General features: G+C 56.1%; 12 protein-coding genes. 5 read left to right on the top strand and 7 right to left on the bottom strand.

Annotated elements, in window-relative coordinates; genetic code table 11:
• Window positions 1–18: 18 nt before the first annotated feature.
• Together MJ257_RS03740 and MJ257_RS03745 are read left to right on the top strand one after the other, a co-directional pair.
• The gene (locus tag MJ257_RS03740; RefSeq protein WP_240267972.1) at window positions 19–1965 is read left to right on the top strand and encodes a BglG family transcription antiterminator; all 1947 of its coding nucleotides are present in this window, start codon (window positions 19–21) and stop codon (window positions 1963–1965) included.
• A 149-nt stretch (window positions 1966–2114) separates the two neighbouring features.
• Entirely contained in the window at window positions 2115–4082 is a 1968-nt protein-coding gene (locus MJ257_RS03745; protein WP_240267973.1) for a PTS fructose transporter subunit IIABC, read from the top strand.
• Between the two features lie 55 nt (window positions 4083–4137).
• Here the strand turns inward: MJ257_RS03745 and pyk are convergent, their stop codons facing one another.
• Window positions 4138–5553: a pyruvate kinase gene (gene pyk / locus MJ257_RS03750; RefSeq protein ID WP_240267974.1), complete on the bottom strand. Its 1416-nt coding sequence runs from the start codon at window positions 5551–5553 to the stop codon at window positions 4138–4140.
• A gap of 132 nt (window positions 5554–5685) precedes the next feature.
• Between pyk and MJ257_RS03755 the strand changes: the two genes are divergently transcribed.
• Complete coding sequence (locus tag MJ257_RS03755; protein WP_240267975.1) at window positions 5686–6018, top strand: ArsR/SmtB family transcription factor; 333 nt, start codon at window positions 5686–5688, stop codon at window positions 6016–6018.
• Between the two features lie 59 nt (window positions 6019–6077).
• Here MJ257_RS03755 and MJ257_RS03760 read toward each other — a convergent pair whose 3' ends face one another.
• From MJ257_RS03760 to MJ257_RS03775, 4 genes are all read right to left on the bottom strand, one after another.
• A complete protein-coding gene (locus MJ257_RS03760; protein WP_240267976.1) occupies window positions 6078–6422 on the bottom strand; it encodes a DsrE family protein in 345 nt (114 codons plus the stop codon).
• Window positions 6412–7533, bottom strand: coding sequence for a threonine aldolase family protein (locus MJ257_RS03765; protein ID WP_240267977.1), 1122 nt, complete (start codon window positions 7531–7533; stop codon window positions 6412–6414). Before MJ257_RS03765 ends, MJ257_RS03760 begins: the two co-directional genes overlap by 11 nt.
• Before the next feature lie 109 nt (window positions 7534–7642).
• Window positions 7643–9361 carry a methyl-accepting chemotaxis protein gene (locus tag MJ257_RS03770; protein ID WP_240267978.1) on the bottom strand — a complete coding sequence of 573 codons (1719 nt, stop codon included), beginning with the start codon at window positions 9359–9361 and terminating at the stop codon, window positions 7643–7645.
• A 206-nt stretch (window positions 9362–9567) separates the two neighbouring features.
• Window positions 9568–10848 (bottom strand): methyl-accepting chemotaxis protein, encoded by a 1281-nt coding sequence (locus MJ257_RS03775; RefSeq protein WP_059042044.1) that lies wholly within the window; start codon window positions 10846–10848, stop codon window positions 9568–9570.
• A 257-nt stretch (window positions 10849–11105) separates the two neighbouring features.
• Between MJ257_RS03775 and MJ257_RS03780 the strand changes: the two genes are divergently transcribed.
• Window positions 11106–11858 carry an SDR family NAD(P)-dependent oxidoreductase gene (locus MJ257_RS03780; RefSeq protein ID WP_240267979.1) on the top strand — a complete coding sequence of 251 codons (753 nt, stop codon included), beginning with the start codon at window positions 11106–11108 and terminating at the stop codon, window positions 11856–11858.
• A gap of 87 nt (window positions 11859–11945) precedes the next feature.
• On the opposite strand, the gene MJ257_RS03785 is transcribed toward MJ257_RS03780, so the two are convergent.
• A complete protein-coding gene (locus tag MJ257_RS03785; RefSeq protein WP_240267980.1) occupies window positions 11946–12830 on the bottom strand; it encodes a LysR family transcriptional regulator in 885 nt (294 codons plus the stop codon).
• A gap of 146 nt (window positions 12831–12976) precedes the next feature.
• Here MJ257_RS03785 and MJ257_RS03790 point away from each other — a divergent pair, with 146 nt between their 5' ends.
• Entirely contained in the window at window positions 12977–14053 is a 1077-nt protein-coding gene (locus MJ257_RS03790) for a YeiH family protein (RefSeq protein ID WP_372489737.1), read from the top strand.
• Here the strand turns inward: MJ257_RS03790 and MJ257_RS03795 are convergent.
• Complete coding sequence (locus tag MJ257_RS03795) at window positions 14043–15776, bottom strand: methyl-accepting chemotaxis protein (protein WP_240267981.1); 1734 nt, start codon at window positions 15774–15776, stop codon at window positions 14043–14045. The two genes, MJ257_RS03790 and MJ257_RS03795, sit on opposite strands and share 11 nt — an antisense overlap.
• Between the last annotated feature and the right edge of the window lie 108 nt (window positions 15777–15884).

The raw sequence follows: 15884 nt of genomic DNA on the forward strand, positions 1-15884 counted from the left end.
ATGGGGTGACGCGAACCGATGAACAACCGTCAGAAGGACATTTTACATATGCTGCTCACCGAAACCCGGCCTCACTTGGTGGTCCGGGACATTGCCCTGCAATTTGGCTGCTCGGAGAGAACCATACGCAACGATTTGGATGAAATCGACCGGTATTTGACCGAGACGTCGAACGCCCGGCTTGTCCGCAAACCCGGATTCGGGGTCACCCTGGACATGACCGAGTCGGACAAGTCCGAGATCGCCTCACGGCTGCTCCGGCCCGCCAAGCACAAGGAGCAGGAGACGGAGGAGGAGCGGCTCGTTGCCGTAGCCTATCAGCTGCTGATGGAGACGAAGCCGATAACGATCCAAGAACTGGCCGACAAGCATTATACCAGTAAGACCGTCATCAAAAAGGATTTGGACACCTTGCGGGAATGGCTCGAAAAACGAGATCTGGCCGTCGTTTCCAAGCAAAAGGTCGGCGTCCTCGTCGACGGGAAAGAACGGGACAAGCGGGCGGCGTTGTCCAAGTTGTCCCAACTCACCGGCGAAGCAGGCCAGACATTCATCAAGGATCGGTTTGCCCCCCATGAGCTCGATATCGTGACCCGGGAGCTCAAGCAGCTCGAACTTGATGCGCAGCTTGCGTTTACGGACGAAGCGTTCGACAACCTGCTGATCCATACGCTGCTGATGATTCGCCGGACGAAGCTGAAGCAGCCGATCACCTTCTCCGAGCAGGAGAAAATCTTTGTCCGCGAGAAGCAGGAGTTCCGCTGGACCGGAGCCTTCATCCGTAAGCTGGAGCGTCTCTTTGCGGTGCACTTTCCGGAGGACGAAGCCGCTTATTTGACCGCTCATATTCTAGGCGGGAAAATCCGCTCTCAAGCACGGATCGAAACGGAGGACCCCGGAGCAGCTCCGGCGGCGGAAACGGCCGAAGCCCGCGGTTTGGCGGAGACGCTCGTTCGGAAAATGTCGGCCTTGACCTGGGTGGATTTTGGCAAAGACGAGGTTTTGATGGAAGGGCTGCGCATTCATTTATATTCCACATTGAACCGGTTAAGCTATGGACTTACGGTATCCAACCCGATGCTGCAGGATATCAAGAGAATGTATCCTTACATGTTCGATATGGTGATCTATGCGACAAGGGAGTTAAGCGCAGGATATCCCTTCGCCATTCCCGAGGAAGAAGCGGCCTATTTGACGCTGCATTTTCAGGCCGCAGTGGAGCGGCTTAGCCAGCCGGCCGAGGATCGGAAGAGAATCGTGACCGTCTGCCATATGGGGGTCGGCATGTCGCAGATCCTGCGCACCAAACTGGAGCGGAAGTTTCCTGAGCTGGATGTATTGGACTCCGTTCGGAAGGCCGACCTCCCGGCGTATTTGGCCCAACATTCGGTTGACTTTATCATCTCCACGATTCCGCTGGAGCAGGTCAACACCCCCTCCATCACGGTGTCCCCGCTGCTGGAGGCCGGCGAAATGCAGAAGATCGCCGACTTCATCGGCAAGCTGGATCAAGAACCCGGTCATGCCGAACACGCCGGCTCGATACTAGGCTTGTATACCCAGCCCTCGCTCGTTTATCCGCGCCTCTCCATCGGCCATCGGTTCGAGCTGATCGAATGGTTGGCGAACGAATTGGCGGATCAGGGGTTCGTCGATCGGGATTACGCACATCAAGCTTTGCTGCGGGAACGCCTTTCATCCACGACCATCGGCGGCGGCATCGCGATCCCCCATGGCGATCCGAAGCTGATTCGGACCTCGCGGATCGCCGTGGCTACCCTGCAAGAGCCCCTGGAATGGCAGGAAGAGAAGGTTTCCATCGTGTTTATGCTGGCGCTCGCCCCGCAGGAGCAAGAAATGATGAAAAAACTGTTTCAGCGCCTGTCTCTGCTAAGCGAACAACCTTCGACGGTCGAGCGGTTAGTGCGGGCGCAAACCCCCGAGGAACTCCTCGGCAGCTTATAGTGCCTGTTTAAAAAGCGACAACCTCTTATAGGGATATAATCCGGTTTTTCCGCAACTTGCGGTAATCTAAAGTTCTTTTCCGCCGTTCTTTTTACGATAAGATGGGTGATGTAAACGATTTCGATCTTTGAATACGGGAGGAAACAACCATGAAATTATTGGCGATTACCTCATGTCCCAACGGGATTGCCCATACGTACATGGCGGCGGAAAATCTGCAAAAAGCCGCCGACAAGCTAGGCATAGCCATGAAGGTCGAGACCCAGGGCTCGATCGGCGTGGAAAATCAGTTCACCGATGAAGATATCAGCCAAGCGGACGGCATCATCATCGCCGCCGATAAATCGGTAGACAAAAGCCGGTTCGTCGGCAAGAAATTGATTGCCGTCGGCGTGCAGGAAGGCATTCGGAATCCCGAAGCGCTGATCAAACAGATGATTCGCGGAGAAGCGCCGGTATACCAAGGACAAGGCGGCGGTGAAGGCACGCCGGCGAAGCAAACCGGCGCCAAGCAACAAAATGCTTTTTATCGCCACCTGATGAGCGGCGTCTCGTACATGATTCCGTTTATCGTCGTAGGCGGTCTCCTGATCGCCATCGCTCTCTCGATCGGCGGCGTACCGACGCCGGGCGGGCTGCAAATTCCCGAAGACTCGTTCTGGAAAACAATCGAGAAGCTGGGGGCCGCATCCTTTACGTTTATGGTACCGGTGTTAGCCGGGTTCATCGCGTTCAGTATCGCCGACCGGCCGGGTCTGGCTCCCGGGATCATCGGCGGTTATATCGCCGCCAATGGCAGCTTCTACGGCAGTGAAGCCGGTGCCGGATTCATCGGCGGGATTATCGCCGGCTTCCTGGCCGGTTACGTCGCGCTGTGGATCAAGAAGTGGAAGGTACCGAAAGCGATTAACCCGATCATGCCGATCATCATCATTCCGGTCCTATCTTCGTTAATTGTCGGTTTGGCCTTCATTTATTTGCTCGGCGGCCCGATCGCCCAGGTGTTCGAATCGCTGACGAGCTGGCTCGCCAGCATGCAAGGAGCCAGCTCGATTCTGCTGGCATTGATTCTGGGCGCCATGATCTCCTTTGACATGGGCGGTCCGGTCAACAAGGTGGCCTTCATGTTCGGCTCCGCGATGATCGCGGAGGGCAACTATCAAATCATGGGTCCGATCGCCGTGGCGATCTGCATTCCGCCGATCGGGCTGGGTCTGGCAACGTTCTTATTCAAGCGCAAGTTCCATGATGCAGAACGGGAATCGGGCAAAGCCGCCTTTACCATGGGCTTGTTCGGGATTACCGAGGGCGCGATTCCATTCGCTTCTCAAGACCCGCTGCGCGTCATTCCCAGCATCATGGTCGGCTCGATGGCCGGTTCCGTGATCGCCATGCTGGGCGGCGTCGGCGACCGTGTCGCTCATGGAGGTCCCATCGTAGCCGTGCTTGGCGCCGTTGACAATATCCTCATGTTTTTCGTAGCCGTCATCGTCGGTTCCATTGTTACCGCCTTGATGATCAAGCTGCTGAAGAAAGACCAGGCCGAACCTCAGCTCGTTGGGGCAAGCGCTGCGGAGGAGGCAGCTCCGGCCGTTGAAGCGCCGCGATCAAGCACCGTCCGCCCGGTGAGCATGCCGGCTGCCGAAGCCCATCGTCCGGTTAGCAAATTAACCGATATCATCAGTCTGGATTTGATCGAACCTTCCCTTTCCGCCTCGACGCGGGACGGAATCATCGACGAAATGATCGCGAAGCTGAACGCCGAAGGAGTGCTTACTTCCTCGTCCGAGTTTAAAGAGGCGATTTTGAAGCGCGAGCAGGAAAGCTCTACCGGCATCGGCATGAACGTCGCCGTGCCGCATGGCAAATCGGCGGCCGTGCTGAAGCCCCGGGTCGTATTCGGAATGAAGCCGGAAGGCGTTGATTGGAGCAGCGCGGACGGTTCGCCCGCGAAGCTGATCTTCATGATCGCCGTCCCCGCCGAAAATAAAGGCAACGAGCATCTGAAGATCCTGCAAATGTTATCCCGCAAGCTGATGGATGACGGATTCCGCGAGCAATTGCTACAGGTGAAATCCAAACAGGAAGCCTACCAGATGCTGGATCAAATCCATTAACACAAAGACAAGGTCCCCCGAGCCGTCGTGACGGCTTCGGGGGACCTTGCTTTTTCTACACCTGCTGGATTTGAATCAGGTTTGTCGTTCCCGCTTGACCCAGCGGCAATCCGGCCGAGAAAACCACGGTATCGCCTTCCTGGACGTAACCCGATCGGCGGGCGCTGTCGATCGCCGAGGCCAGCATTTCGTCCGTCGTCGTAACCGGGCCGCCCAAATAAGGGAAGACCCCGGACAACAGGATTAACTTGGTCAACACATGCGGGTGATGGGCGATCGCCAGAATCGGCGCTTTCGGCCGATATTTCGAGACCATTCTGGCCGTAAACCCGCTCTCGGTGGACGTGATGATCACTTTGGCGTTGAGCTCCAGGGAAGCGCTGACCGCTCCTTGGCTGATCACCTCCGTGATATTGGTGCCATGCAGCATTCTTCTCCGGTGGAAGGCCTCTCCGTAATCGATCATGGATTCGGCCTTGCGCGCGACGGCAGCCATGGTCCGCACGGCCTCGACCGGATATTTCCCGGCCGCCGACTCGCCGGACAGCATCACAACATCCGCCCCTTGCATCACGGCGTTGTACACGTCGCTGACCTCCGCCCGCGTCGGACGCGGATTGACCTGCATCGACTCCAGCATATGCGTGGCGACGATGACCGGTTTGCCGGCCAAGTTGCACTTGTCGATCATTTCCTTCTGAAGCATCGGCACTTCCTCGACCGGAATTTCCACCCCCAGATCGCCGCGCGCGACCATGATGCCGTCCGAGGCTTCGATGATATCCTCCAAATCGTCCACGCCTTCTTCGTTTTCGATCTTGGAGATGATCTGGACATGCCCCCCGTTGTTCTCCTGCAAGATTCGCCGAACCTCACGGATATCGTCGCCTTTGCGGACAAACGATACGGCGATCATCTCCACCCCGTTCTCCAGGCCGAAATGAAGATGCCGAATATCGCGCTCCGTGACGCCAGGCAGCGTCGTATGGATTCCCGGCAGATTGACGCCCTTGTTCGGCTTCAGCTTCCCGCCGTTGACGATGCGGCAGCGAACTTCGGCACCCTCGGCCGACATTACGCGCAGCTCAATCAATCCATCGTCGATCAGGATCCGGTCATTCGCCTTCACCACCTGGGGCAATTCGGGATAGTTGACCGAAATCCTTGCGGCGTCTCCGGCTAGCGGCTCCGTCGTAAGGACAATTTCCTCCCCGGCAATCAGTTCGCAAGAAGCTTCCCGCAATTTGCCGATTCGCACCTCCGGCCCTTTGATGTCCATCATGATGGGCACAAAGGTATGCAGTTCTTGCGCGGCTTGCCGCACCCGCTGAATGCGGGCTACATGCTCCTCGAGCTCGCCATGGGCCATATTCAGCCGGCCGACCGTCATCCCGGCTTGAATCATTTCCTTCAGTACGGAAACCGAATCGCAGGCTGGGCCTAATGTACAGATGATTTTTGTCCGAAGCACCTTGGTACCTCCCTTAGTCTCGTTTAGGTTAGTATGCATCAAGTTGCAAAAAAACAGTTCCTATTTTTTATATTCCTATACTGGAATATTTCCATTTCGTTAAGGTATACTTGAACCAAGGAAGTGAGAATGATGAACACTGCAACTTTGAGCGCGCTTGCTGAACCCCATCGTCTGGAGATGGTCGAATTGCTGCGATACGGCCCCCTGACCGTGGGCGAAATCGCGGACCGGCTTCAAGTCCGGCAGCCGCAGGTATCGAAGCATCTGAAGGTGTTGAACGAAGCCCGCATCGTCGAGGTTCAACCCGTCGCGAATCGCCGGATTTACCGGCTTCGGCCAGAGCCCCTTCGGGAGCTGGACGAGTGGATCGCTTCGTTCCGCAGCTTGTGGGAAGCCCGCTTCGACCGGCTTGACGAATACTTGCAGGAATTGCAAAGCCCGGATAAGAGAAAAACACCGTAAGAAACGACAGAAGCCGTATTCTTACGGTGTTTTTCTAGGATGATTCCAAGCCGAATCGATCAAGCTAGCGTCAAGACCTCGTATTGCGCCGCCAGTTCCATGAAATGCCCCATGCTGGATACCTCGCCGGCTGCAAGTTGATCTTGAATGCCGTAATAATTCACGCAGGTGCCGCACGCCAATACCGGAACGCCGCGGTTGGCCAACTCTTTCAAGTGCAGCGAAGCAAACGACTGCTCCGTCAGTGCGAGAACCCCCCGATTTACGCAAAACACCGCCGCCGGAAGCTGCCCCTGTTCCCGTTGCTTCAACAGCGTCAGGAACGTTTCCAGCAGCTGCGTCCCGAGCGCCGGGTCGCCGTTCCCCAAGCTGTCGGTGGTCAGAAAAACGACTTTACGGTTCATACGATTCACCTCTCAGCTTTTGATCGAGCAGTTCAAATGTCAGTTGCAGCCGGTCTTTCGGCACCTCGCCATAGCGGTCCCCGATACTTACCTCGAAGCTGCAGGCCCGCTCCGCCTTCTCCTTGACTACGTGCGTTAAGCCAACCCCGGTTTCGCGGTAGACCTCGATCAAAATGTGCTCCAGCCGATCCTTAGGGAGATCCGCATGGACGTGGAACATGTTTGAAACCGGGACCTCCGGTACGGTCTTCAGATGTTGGCAGCGGTTATACAGACCGGAGAGCTCCTGCGCTTGCCGGTAATATTGATCCATCTTCCCGATGCGCCGCTCATAATAGTAATCCGCACTCAAAAAATACGGATACAAACTGATCAGATCGCCGCCGTGCCTTCTTTTCCACACCTTGGATTCCTTCGTAAACTCCGGTTCTCCGGCCAATATCGCCCCGGCGATCCCGCCGATGCCTTTATAGAAGGAGATATAAACGCTGTCGAATAAGGCGCAAATTTCGGCCGCGGTTTTCTGGTAGAAGGGAAGGATTTCGAACAGCCGGGCACCGTCCAGATGCAGCTTTATGCCTTTCTCCCGGCAGTACCCGGAAATGGCCGCGAGTTCTTCAAACGGCGGCAGCTGGCCGCCGATCTCGCGTTGCGGCAGCTCCAATAGCAGGCACGAGACGTCCTCGGGCAAGCGCTGAACTTCCTTCAGCCCGATCAGGCGGTCCCTGTCCGCCAGGAGAATCGGCTCGATCCCGTGCAGCTCCTTTAAGCCATCTTCCTCATGAATCTCCAGATGGCATAGGGGGTGATACGCCACGCGTTTCGTCCCTTTCCGGTCGCACCAGATCCGCAGGGCGATTTGCTGCGCCATCGTGCCGCTGGGAAAAAACACGGCCGAGGCCTTGCCAAGCACCCCGGCCATTTTCGCCTCGAACGCTTCCAAGGCTTGTCCGATGCCGTACATGTCGCTGTCCAGCTCCCCGTCGATCACGGTTAAGGCCTTCTTCAGCACCTCCACATTCCGTTTGCCGTGGCCCCCCACCTGATAAACCGTCCGATCAAATGCCGTCTTTAACGTTTTCTTGTCCGCCGTTCCTTCGTTTCCATACATCGATCCTCGCCGCTCCTCTCCAAGCTGTCTGCATAAACTGTGAATTTATGCTTATTATAGCTCGATTCGGAGCAGGAAGCGATGTTGATCGTGTCGCGGGGGTTACCTCTTACGTCAGCTTGAATTTCTCCACTTCGCGAATCATATCGCGCGAAAGCGATTCAAGCTCTTTGATCGCCTGGGCGATCTCCTGGGTGGCGCCGTTTAGTTCGATGGACGATGCGGAGATTTCCTCCGCGGACGCCGAGTTTTGTTCGGCTACGGCCGAGGCGGAGCTTACCGTAAGCAGTACGCGGTTCTTGTCCGCATTGACGGCGACCACGGACGTCGTGATTTCCTCGATTTGCGGCATCATTTCCCGAATGGACCGGATGATCTCCTGGAGGGCCTCCATCGTCGTAAGCACGACCTCCGATTGCCGGGCGAGCACTTCGCCCGTTCTGGCTGAAGTTGCCGATACCCCGTCCATTTCCTGTCCGATCTCCTGCAGCAGCTCGTCGATTCCTTGCGAGGAATGCTGCGTTTGTTCCGCCAGCTTGCGGATTTCCCCCGCCACGACGGCGAAGCCCCGGCCCGCTTCACCGGCGCGCGCCGCTTCGATGGACGCGTTCAGCGACAACAGATTGGTTTGCGTGGAAATATCGCTAATCAAACGGGTAATCTCCGTCACGCGGGCTAGGCTGCCCGTCAGGTTATGGACTTTGCTTTGCGTTTCCTCGAACGAATCGGCGATCCCTTTCACGGACGTAACCAACTCGGCCAATTTCCCGCTGCTGCTTTGGGCCTTGTCGTTCGCTTGCTTTGCCGCCTCATCCACCGTCTCCAGCGAGCGGGTAATTTCGTCCAGGCGGTCTCCGAACGCTTGGAAGGATTCGGTCATCGAAGCCAGCTCTTCCGCTTGATTGACGGAGCCCAGGGAAACCTCATGGATCGCCGTCGAGACTTCGCCGACGCTCGTGTTCATCGCCTCGGAGGAGGCTGTCAGCGCAATGGTTTGTTCAGTTAGTTTCTGCGAATCCTGCCCGATGGTTTGCAGGATCGATTGGATCGAGCCGATCGTCTTGTTCAATGCGCGGTTCATCATCCCGAATTCGTTGCCGAGTTTTCCGTTAAATTGGACCGTCACGTCGCCTTCCGCAACCAGCTCGACCCTGGAGATGAACTCCTTCATGGAAGAGCGAATCATGATGACGACGAGCACGGAGATGGCGCTGACCAGGAGGAGCGCCGCACCGAAAATATAGATAAAGAATTTCAGGCTCTGCTCATAAAGCCGCTTGGAAGCCTGGCTCCGGTCTTCCGCCACGTTTTTTTGGTAATCGACGATGTTCAGGATGTCCTGGGTCAATTGATTCCCGGCCTCAGCCATGACCACGTTCGTCAAGTTGCGATCGGCGACCAGTCCTTGTTTTCGCTGTTCGATCACGGCTGGAAGGTAAGACACGTATTTTTCATAGCTTTGCGCGGCCTTCTGCGCCAATTCTGATTCTTCGGGGTTGTTTTGGGAAGCCGCCACATTCCGCTCCAGGATCGTGGAGATTTTCCCTTCCAGCTCCTCCAGCGTTTGAACCATCGCTTCGTCATAATCGCGGTCGATGATCTTCGTCACCGTATTTCGCAGGTTCCCCATGTGGCCATTCACATCTTCCCAATCCTTCAGCTCCGGGATGATCTCGGAGGTAATCTCCTCCGTCGTTTGATGCAGCTTCAAAATCGAATTCATTCCAACTACGCCGATGGCCGTGGTGGCAAGCAAGGAAAGTACCCACAACAGTACTACGCTGTGCACGATCTTGATGTTACGTAAACGCTGGATCCAGGCTCCCAATACAACCCCTCCTTTTATGTTTGTTAGTAGTATCAAGTTGTTGATTCATATATCGGTTCGAACATCGAAACCTTACAGACATAAACCGTCTTATTTCGACAAATAACACGTTTTACGGACAAATATTTATCGACGATATTCGCCATAATCCAAAAAAAAGAACGCCTGCAATCCGCAAGCGTTCATTCCTTATGGTTGTTGGAGATTTAAAGCTTAAATACGTTCGTCAGCCCATTCATATTCTCAGACAATTCGACCAGCTTGCCGGACGTTTTCTCGATTTCGCCAAAAATCTTCTCCTGCGTGCCGAGCTGCCCCTGGATCTTGCCGGAAACCTGCAGCCCCGACTCGATGGTGCCGTTGACGTCCTCCAGCGTTGCGGTCATTTCCTCCAGCGAAGCCGCTTGAGTGTTCACGCCGCCGGAAATTTCGGTCAACATGGCGAAGGTGTTCTCCATATTGTCGATGATGTGCTCGATATTGGTCTTCACGTTCTCCGATTGCGTTACGCCCTCTCGGACCTTCTCCCCGGTCTGGGCAACGGCGGCCACGACGCTGCCGGTTCGGACGGTCATATTCTGGACCAGGTTGCCGATTTCCTGCAAGGATTGATTCGTATCCTCCGCCAGCTTCCGGATTTGTCCGGCGACGACGGCGAATCCTCTTCCCTCTTCCCCGGCCCGGGCGGCTTCGATCGCCGCGTTGAGGGCTAACAGATGGGTCTGCTCGGAAATTTGTTGAATGATACGGACAACCTCGGTGATTTTCTGGCTCTGTTCCTCCAGCGCGAGTACTTCGCCGCTGACATGCTGGGTGTTCGCCGCCAGTTCGTTGATGGCCTCGACGATGGAATCTACCGACTGCTTTCCGCCTTCCGCGGAATTCATGACCAATTGAGCCCGCTCGGCAATTTGATTTGCGAGTTCTGCCGTCGTCTGGGAATGGTTCGTTATTTCTGAAATGGCAACGGCCGTTTGCTTCATGCTTTCCGCGTTTTGGGTAAACACGTTTAGCAAATGCTTAACACCCTCATTGATTTCGTGTACCTGTCCATTGGCCTGCTCAATAATCCGGTTCAATTCTTCCGAAGACAACGTCACCCGTTCGGAGGAGGACTGGATCGTCGCGATCAGGTGTTTCAGGTTATCTCTGGCCTTCTGAAGCGACTGGATCATCTGCCCCGCTTCCCCTTGCTGCGTCGTCCGGATCTCGGCGGATAAATCGTTCTCGGCCATCGAATTGGCCAGCTTCACGCCTTGTTTGAGCGGCCGAACCAGCAAAGCTTCGGAGATGAATGCCGCCCCCACTTCAAAGATGATAAAAATGATCAGTGCCTTTAATCCCAAAGAGGGCGTAATCAGCTTAAAAAAGTCATGATGTTGGCTATAGGACAACGTGACGATTAATGCGGTATTCGAGACGAACATGGCCAAGAAGACAAGCACCATGATCCGGGTACGGATAGAAATGTTACGAATTCGATTCATCTTAGCATCACCTTGATCGTAGTATGGTAGGAATGATATCAACATTGTTTTAGTAAAATTTTTAATAGATTCGGGTATCTCCTCCTAGCTTCGAATAGGTCATAAGTTCCATATATTACATGTGATGTTCATTATATAGTTCCATTTCACTACAGTCAAATTTAAGACCGGATGATGGTAAACCGCTTACAAGTCTAGTAAAATGAGATTCGTTAGGACACCAACCTAGAAGAATCGCAAACAGGGAGGATATCGGAATGGTTAATGTGAAAGGCAAATGGGCGCTCGTCACCGGAGCAAGCCGCGGGGTGGGGGACCAGACCGCAAGGTTTATGGCCGAGCAGGGATGCAACTTGATTCTGCACAGCCGCAAGCTGGAGCATACCCGGCAGATGGAGCAGGAGTTCCGGGCAATGGGCGTCCAGGTATACTCCGTCCAAGCCGAACTGGCCAACCATGAGGAAGTCGTGGCCATGCTGGATGAAATCGAAGCGAAGGGCACGCCGGTCGACATTGTTTTTAATAACGCTGCCGTGCAAATCGCCTACCGGACCGACTACTGGAAAACCCCGGTTTCGGATTTCGAACAAAGCTTTCAAATTAATTTCATATCCGTCGCGACGATCTGTAACCGTCTGATTCCCAAGATGATCGAACGCGCCTTCGGCCGGGTCATCAATACCACCAGCGGGATCAAAAACGAGCCGGAGCAAGCCGGCTACGCAGCCAGCAAAGCGGCGCTCGATAAGTTCACCAAAGATCTGGCCTCCCGCCTCGAAGGCACGGACGTGATGATCAATTTGAACGATCCGGGCTGGTGCCGAACCGATCTGGGAGGCCCCCAGGCCCCAAACTCGGTGGAAAGCGTGCTGCCGGGCATCGTGGTCGGCGCTTTCGTCGACGACAAGAAGAGCGGGCGTTACTTGCCCGCGCAAAGCTTCACCGGGCTATCCCTGGAGGATGCCGTCGCGAAAGCGGAGACGTTCGAAGCGGTACCTTATACGATATAACCGGAAACATCCCGCGGGCAGCCGCGGGATGTTTGCATTGAATGGCTGATCATTATTCATCAGCACGTTGCTTGCACCGGACCTTGGTCAAATCGGACGATATCCCCGCGCAAGGTCCATGAACACTTCCATTGCCTTGGTGTAAAAAGGCGATTTCTGCGTTACTAACGAAAATTGACGGTAGTACGGTAAGCCCTCCAATTCCAGCAACTTCAGCGTTCCGAGCGCCATTTCCTTTCGCACCGCCGCTTTGGACAACAGGCTGATCCCAAGCCCCGCCTCCACCGACTCCTTAATGATTTGCGTACTGCCGAATTCCATCAACCGCTCCGGGTGAAAATGATGCCGGGTAAACAGATGATCCGCCGCTTCGCGTGTCCCCGAGCCGGCTTCCCGGACGATCCAGGTCTCCTCGCTCAAATCGGCAAGTCGAAGTCCCCTGCGCTCGGCATAACGGTGTCCCGCCGGGACGACTACGTACATCGCGTCATCGGCGATCGGCACGATCCGGTAGCGTTCATCCCGAACCTCTCCTTCGATGATTCCTACGTCTAGCCGGCGGCTTCCCACCAAATCCACGATCTCCTTAGAATTTCCGATGGTGATCGTCGGTTTAATGTCGGGGTACCCCGCCATCATCTCCGCCAATACATGCGGCAGCACGTATTCCCCGTAGGTATAACTGGCGCCGATCGACAAATCCCCTCGCGCCGCGTGTTTCATGTCGTCGATGAGATACTGCATACGCGCATACAACCCGGAGATTTCCCGGGCATGATGATAGACGATTTGTCCTGCCGGGTTCAAACGCACATATTTATTGCTGCGATCAAGCAGCTTCGTTCCCAGCGCCTGTTCCAAGGAACGGATATATTGGCTCACTGCCGGCTGCGTCATATGCAACATTTCGGCCGCCCGGGTAAAGCTTTGCTTCTCCGCTACGGTAAGGAATACCTCAAGTGCCGGATCCATTTCGGCTTCCTCCTCCTATCAAACAACTTTTTTCATAATTAAATGCTTATCATAATTATACATATGAATTATTTTACTTATCATTAAAGCCGAATTAAGCTTAAAAGGCAAATCAACGGAGGTGATTTCACGTGGCAACTCCTCTCATTCCATCTAAAGCGGTGTTGACAACACCCGAAACAACGAAAAAAGCCGATCTCCTGTTCGGAGGCATCGGCTTTACGCTCGTGATCGCCATGCTCGGCTTCGGACTCGCACAACTGCCCGGCTTCAACCGGATCGGACAGCTGGGTTGTTCGATCTTGCTGGCCGTCCTTTACCGGCATTTCGTCGGATACCCGGAAGCCTTGCGTCCGGGCATCCGGTTCGCTTCCCAACAACTGCTGCGTTTGGCCATCGTTCTGTTTGGGCTCAAGCTGAACCTGGACGTCGTATTGCAGCAGGGCCTACCTCTGCTGGCGCGGGATGCCGCAACGATCGCCTTCAGCATCGCCGCCACTCTGCTGATCGGCAAATGGTTGAAGGCGGATTTCTCCCTCTCCTTACTGTTGGGCATCGGTACCGGGGTGTGCGGAGCGGCGGCGATCGCGGCCGTTTCGCCGATCCTCGAAACCAAGGAAGACGATACCGCCATCGGCGCAGGACTGGTGGCTTTCGTCGGCACGCTGTTCTCCGTAGGATATACGCTTCTTCGGCCGTTGCTTCCGATGTCCGAGCTTCAATATGGGGTTTGGAGCGGTGTCAGCCTGCACGAGATCGCCCATGTGGTGCTCGCCGCCGAGCCGGCCGGCCCGGACGCCCTGGCCGTCGCTTTATTAGCCAAATTGGGCCGCGTATTTCTGCTCATCCCGCTTAGTTTCCTGCTGATGTATGGCATGAAGCGGGCCAATAGAAAACGGTCGCTAGACCCAACCGCCGCGAAACCGGCCGACGAATACGCGGCTAAACCGCGGGCCGCCGTCCCGTTCCCCTGGTTTCTGCTCGGTTTTATCTCGGCCAGCGTGATCGGAACCTATGCGTTGGGGACCTGGATCCCTGTGAAGGATACGTCTCTAAGCGGTATCTCCACCCTGACCGGCTTCTTGCTGACGATGGCCATGGTGGGCCTAGGGCTGAACGTCAACCTGCGGGAGCTCCGTTCCAAAGCGCTCCGGCCGCTGCTGGCGATGCTGATCACGTCAGTACTGTTGTCCACCGGGACCTGGCTCTCGCTTATACTTTGAATTTTCCGATCAACGCCTGCAGTTCCTCGGACAACTGACTGAGTCCTTCCATAGAAGCCATCATTTCCTGAACGCCGGCGTATTGCTCTTCGGTATGCGCGTACACCTCGCGGGAGCCATCGGCCGTTTGCTGCGCGACTCGGTCGATCGAGGAAATCGCCTGCACCACAGACTCCGATTGCGAGGACAATCGGTCAACCTGACCGGCGACCCGGCCGATCCGTCCAGCCACCTGCTCGACCGCTTGCCGGATGCGGGTGAATACCTCGCCGGCCTGATGAACCGTGGCAATGCCGGCGGCCACTTCCTGCGAACCGGCCTGCGCCGCTTCGATCACCAGCTCCATCTCGCTGCGTACGCCTTCAACCATCTCGGCCACGCCCGCGGCCGCTGCCCCGGTCTCCGCCGACAGCTTCCGCACCTCGCCGGCGACCACGGCAAACCCTTTGCCGGCTTCCCCGGCCCGTGCCGCTTCGATCGAGGCGTTCAGCGACAGCATCTGCGTCTGCTTGGCGATGCCGGCAATCAGCTCCGCCGCCTCCGCGATCTGCCCGGAGCGGACGCCCAGCCGTTCGATGAACGCACGCAGCTCGTCCATTTGACGCTGAATCGACGCCATCTGAGCCGCCGCCGACGCCACGATCTCCTCGCCGGCTCTCGTTTCATGCACGGCCGACGCCGATTGCTGACGAGCATCGTCCGCCAGGCCGGCCATCTCCCGGGCTCCGTCCGCCATTTCCGTCACTTGGGCCACGCCAAGTTCCACGCTTTGCACCTGCTCCTCGCTCCCTGCCGAGATTTGGCCCATGATTTCCGAAATCTCTCCAGAGGAGGCACGAAACTGCTCCGACTGGCGGCGCAACTGATCAGCCGATTCGGCAACCCGGCCGGCATGCCGCCCCAAATTGCCAATCATGTCCTGCCAGCTGCGTCTCATGTGGTTAAACGCAGCTGCCAGTTCGCCAATCTCGTCGCGGTTTCTCACGACCGTCTCCGTAAGCGTCAAGTCGCCTTCCGCCAGTTCGCGCGCCCCCTTCACCATCACTCGCATCGGCTTGACGATCTGCCGGGACAACATGACGCCGGTCAAGACGGCGAACACGATCGCGACGACGCCGCATAACGCCAAAATCCACATCGTCAGCGCCGATTCCTTCTGGAACTCGCCTAATTTGGCCTGAAGCTCGTTCTCCTGCAATGTCCGCAGCTCGCCGGCTCCCTCAATCATCGTATCCGACGTCGGGATCGCCCACATCAAGGCCTCCGCTTTCGCCAGATCCGGCTTGTCCGAATGGACGTAATCCTGGACCTTCACCAACAGGCGGGCAAACGTGGCGTTGGACTCGGACAACGAGGAGGCCACCGCCTCTTGTTCCTTCCCTGCGGAAGCGCTTACGATTTCGTCGATCAACGCGCTCAGCTGCGCATTGGCTTCCGTCAGCTGCTGTTCCTTCTCGGACGCCGGCTCCACGATATACCCGAACAGCAGGCTGTTCTGGCGCTGCGTCTCGATCTCCAGCTTGGCCACTTGATCCAGGGCCGCCGTATTTTGCTGAAGCAACTCGCTATAGTTTTGATCCAGCCGGTTCAAGAACACGTAAGCCACTCCTGCAATGACTCCGACCAGCAGCGATACGGTAATAAAAGCCGCTGTCAGCTTCCGCCCCAGCGAAAATGCGTGCCGCCCGTTTCGCCGCATCCGAGAATTCCCCTGATTCTTCATCTATTAGCCCCCCTTGGTTTGTTCCAACGAAACAAGGGCCGCGAGACTTGTCATCCGCGGCCTATGCTTCTTCTGTTTATTCACTTGTATCATCTATCAAACCATGGC

This window comes from Paenibacillus timonensis (assembly GCF_022427145.1).
Lineage (GTDB): Bacteria > Bacillota > Bacilli > Paenibacillales > Paenibacillaceae > Fontibacillus > Fontibacillus timonensis.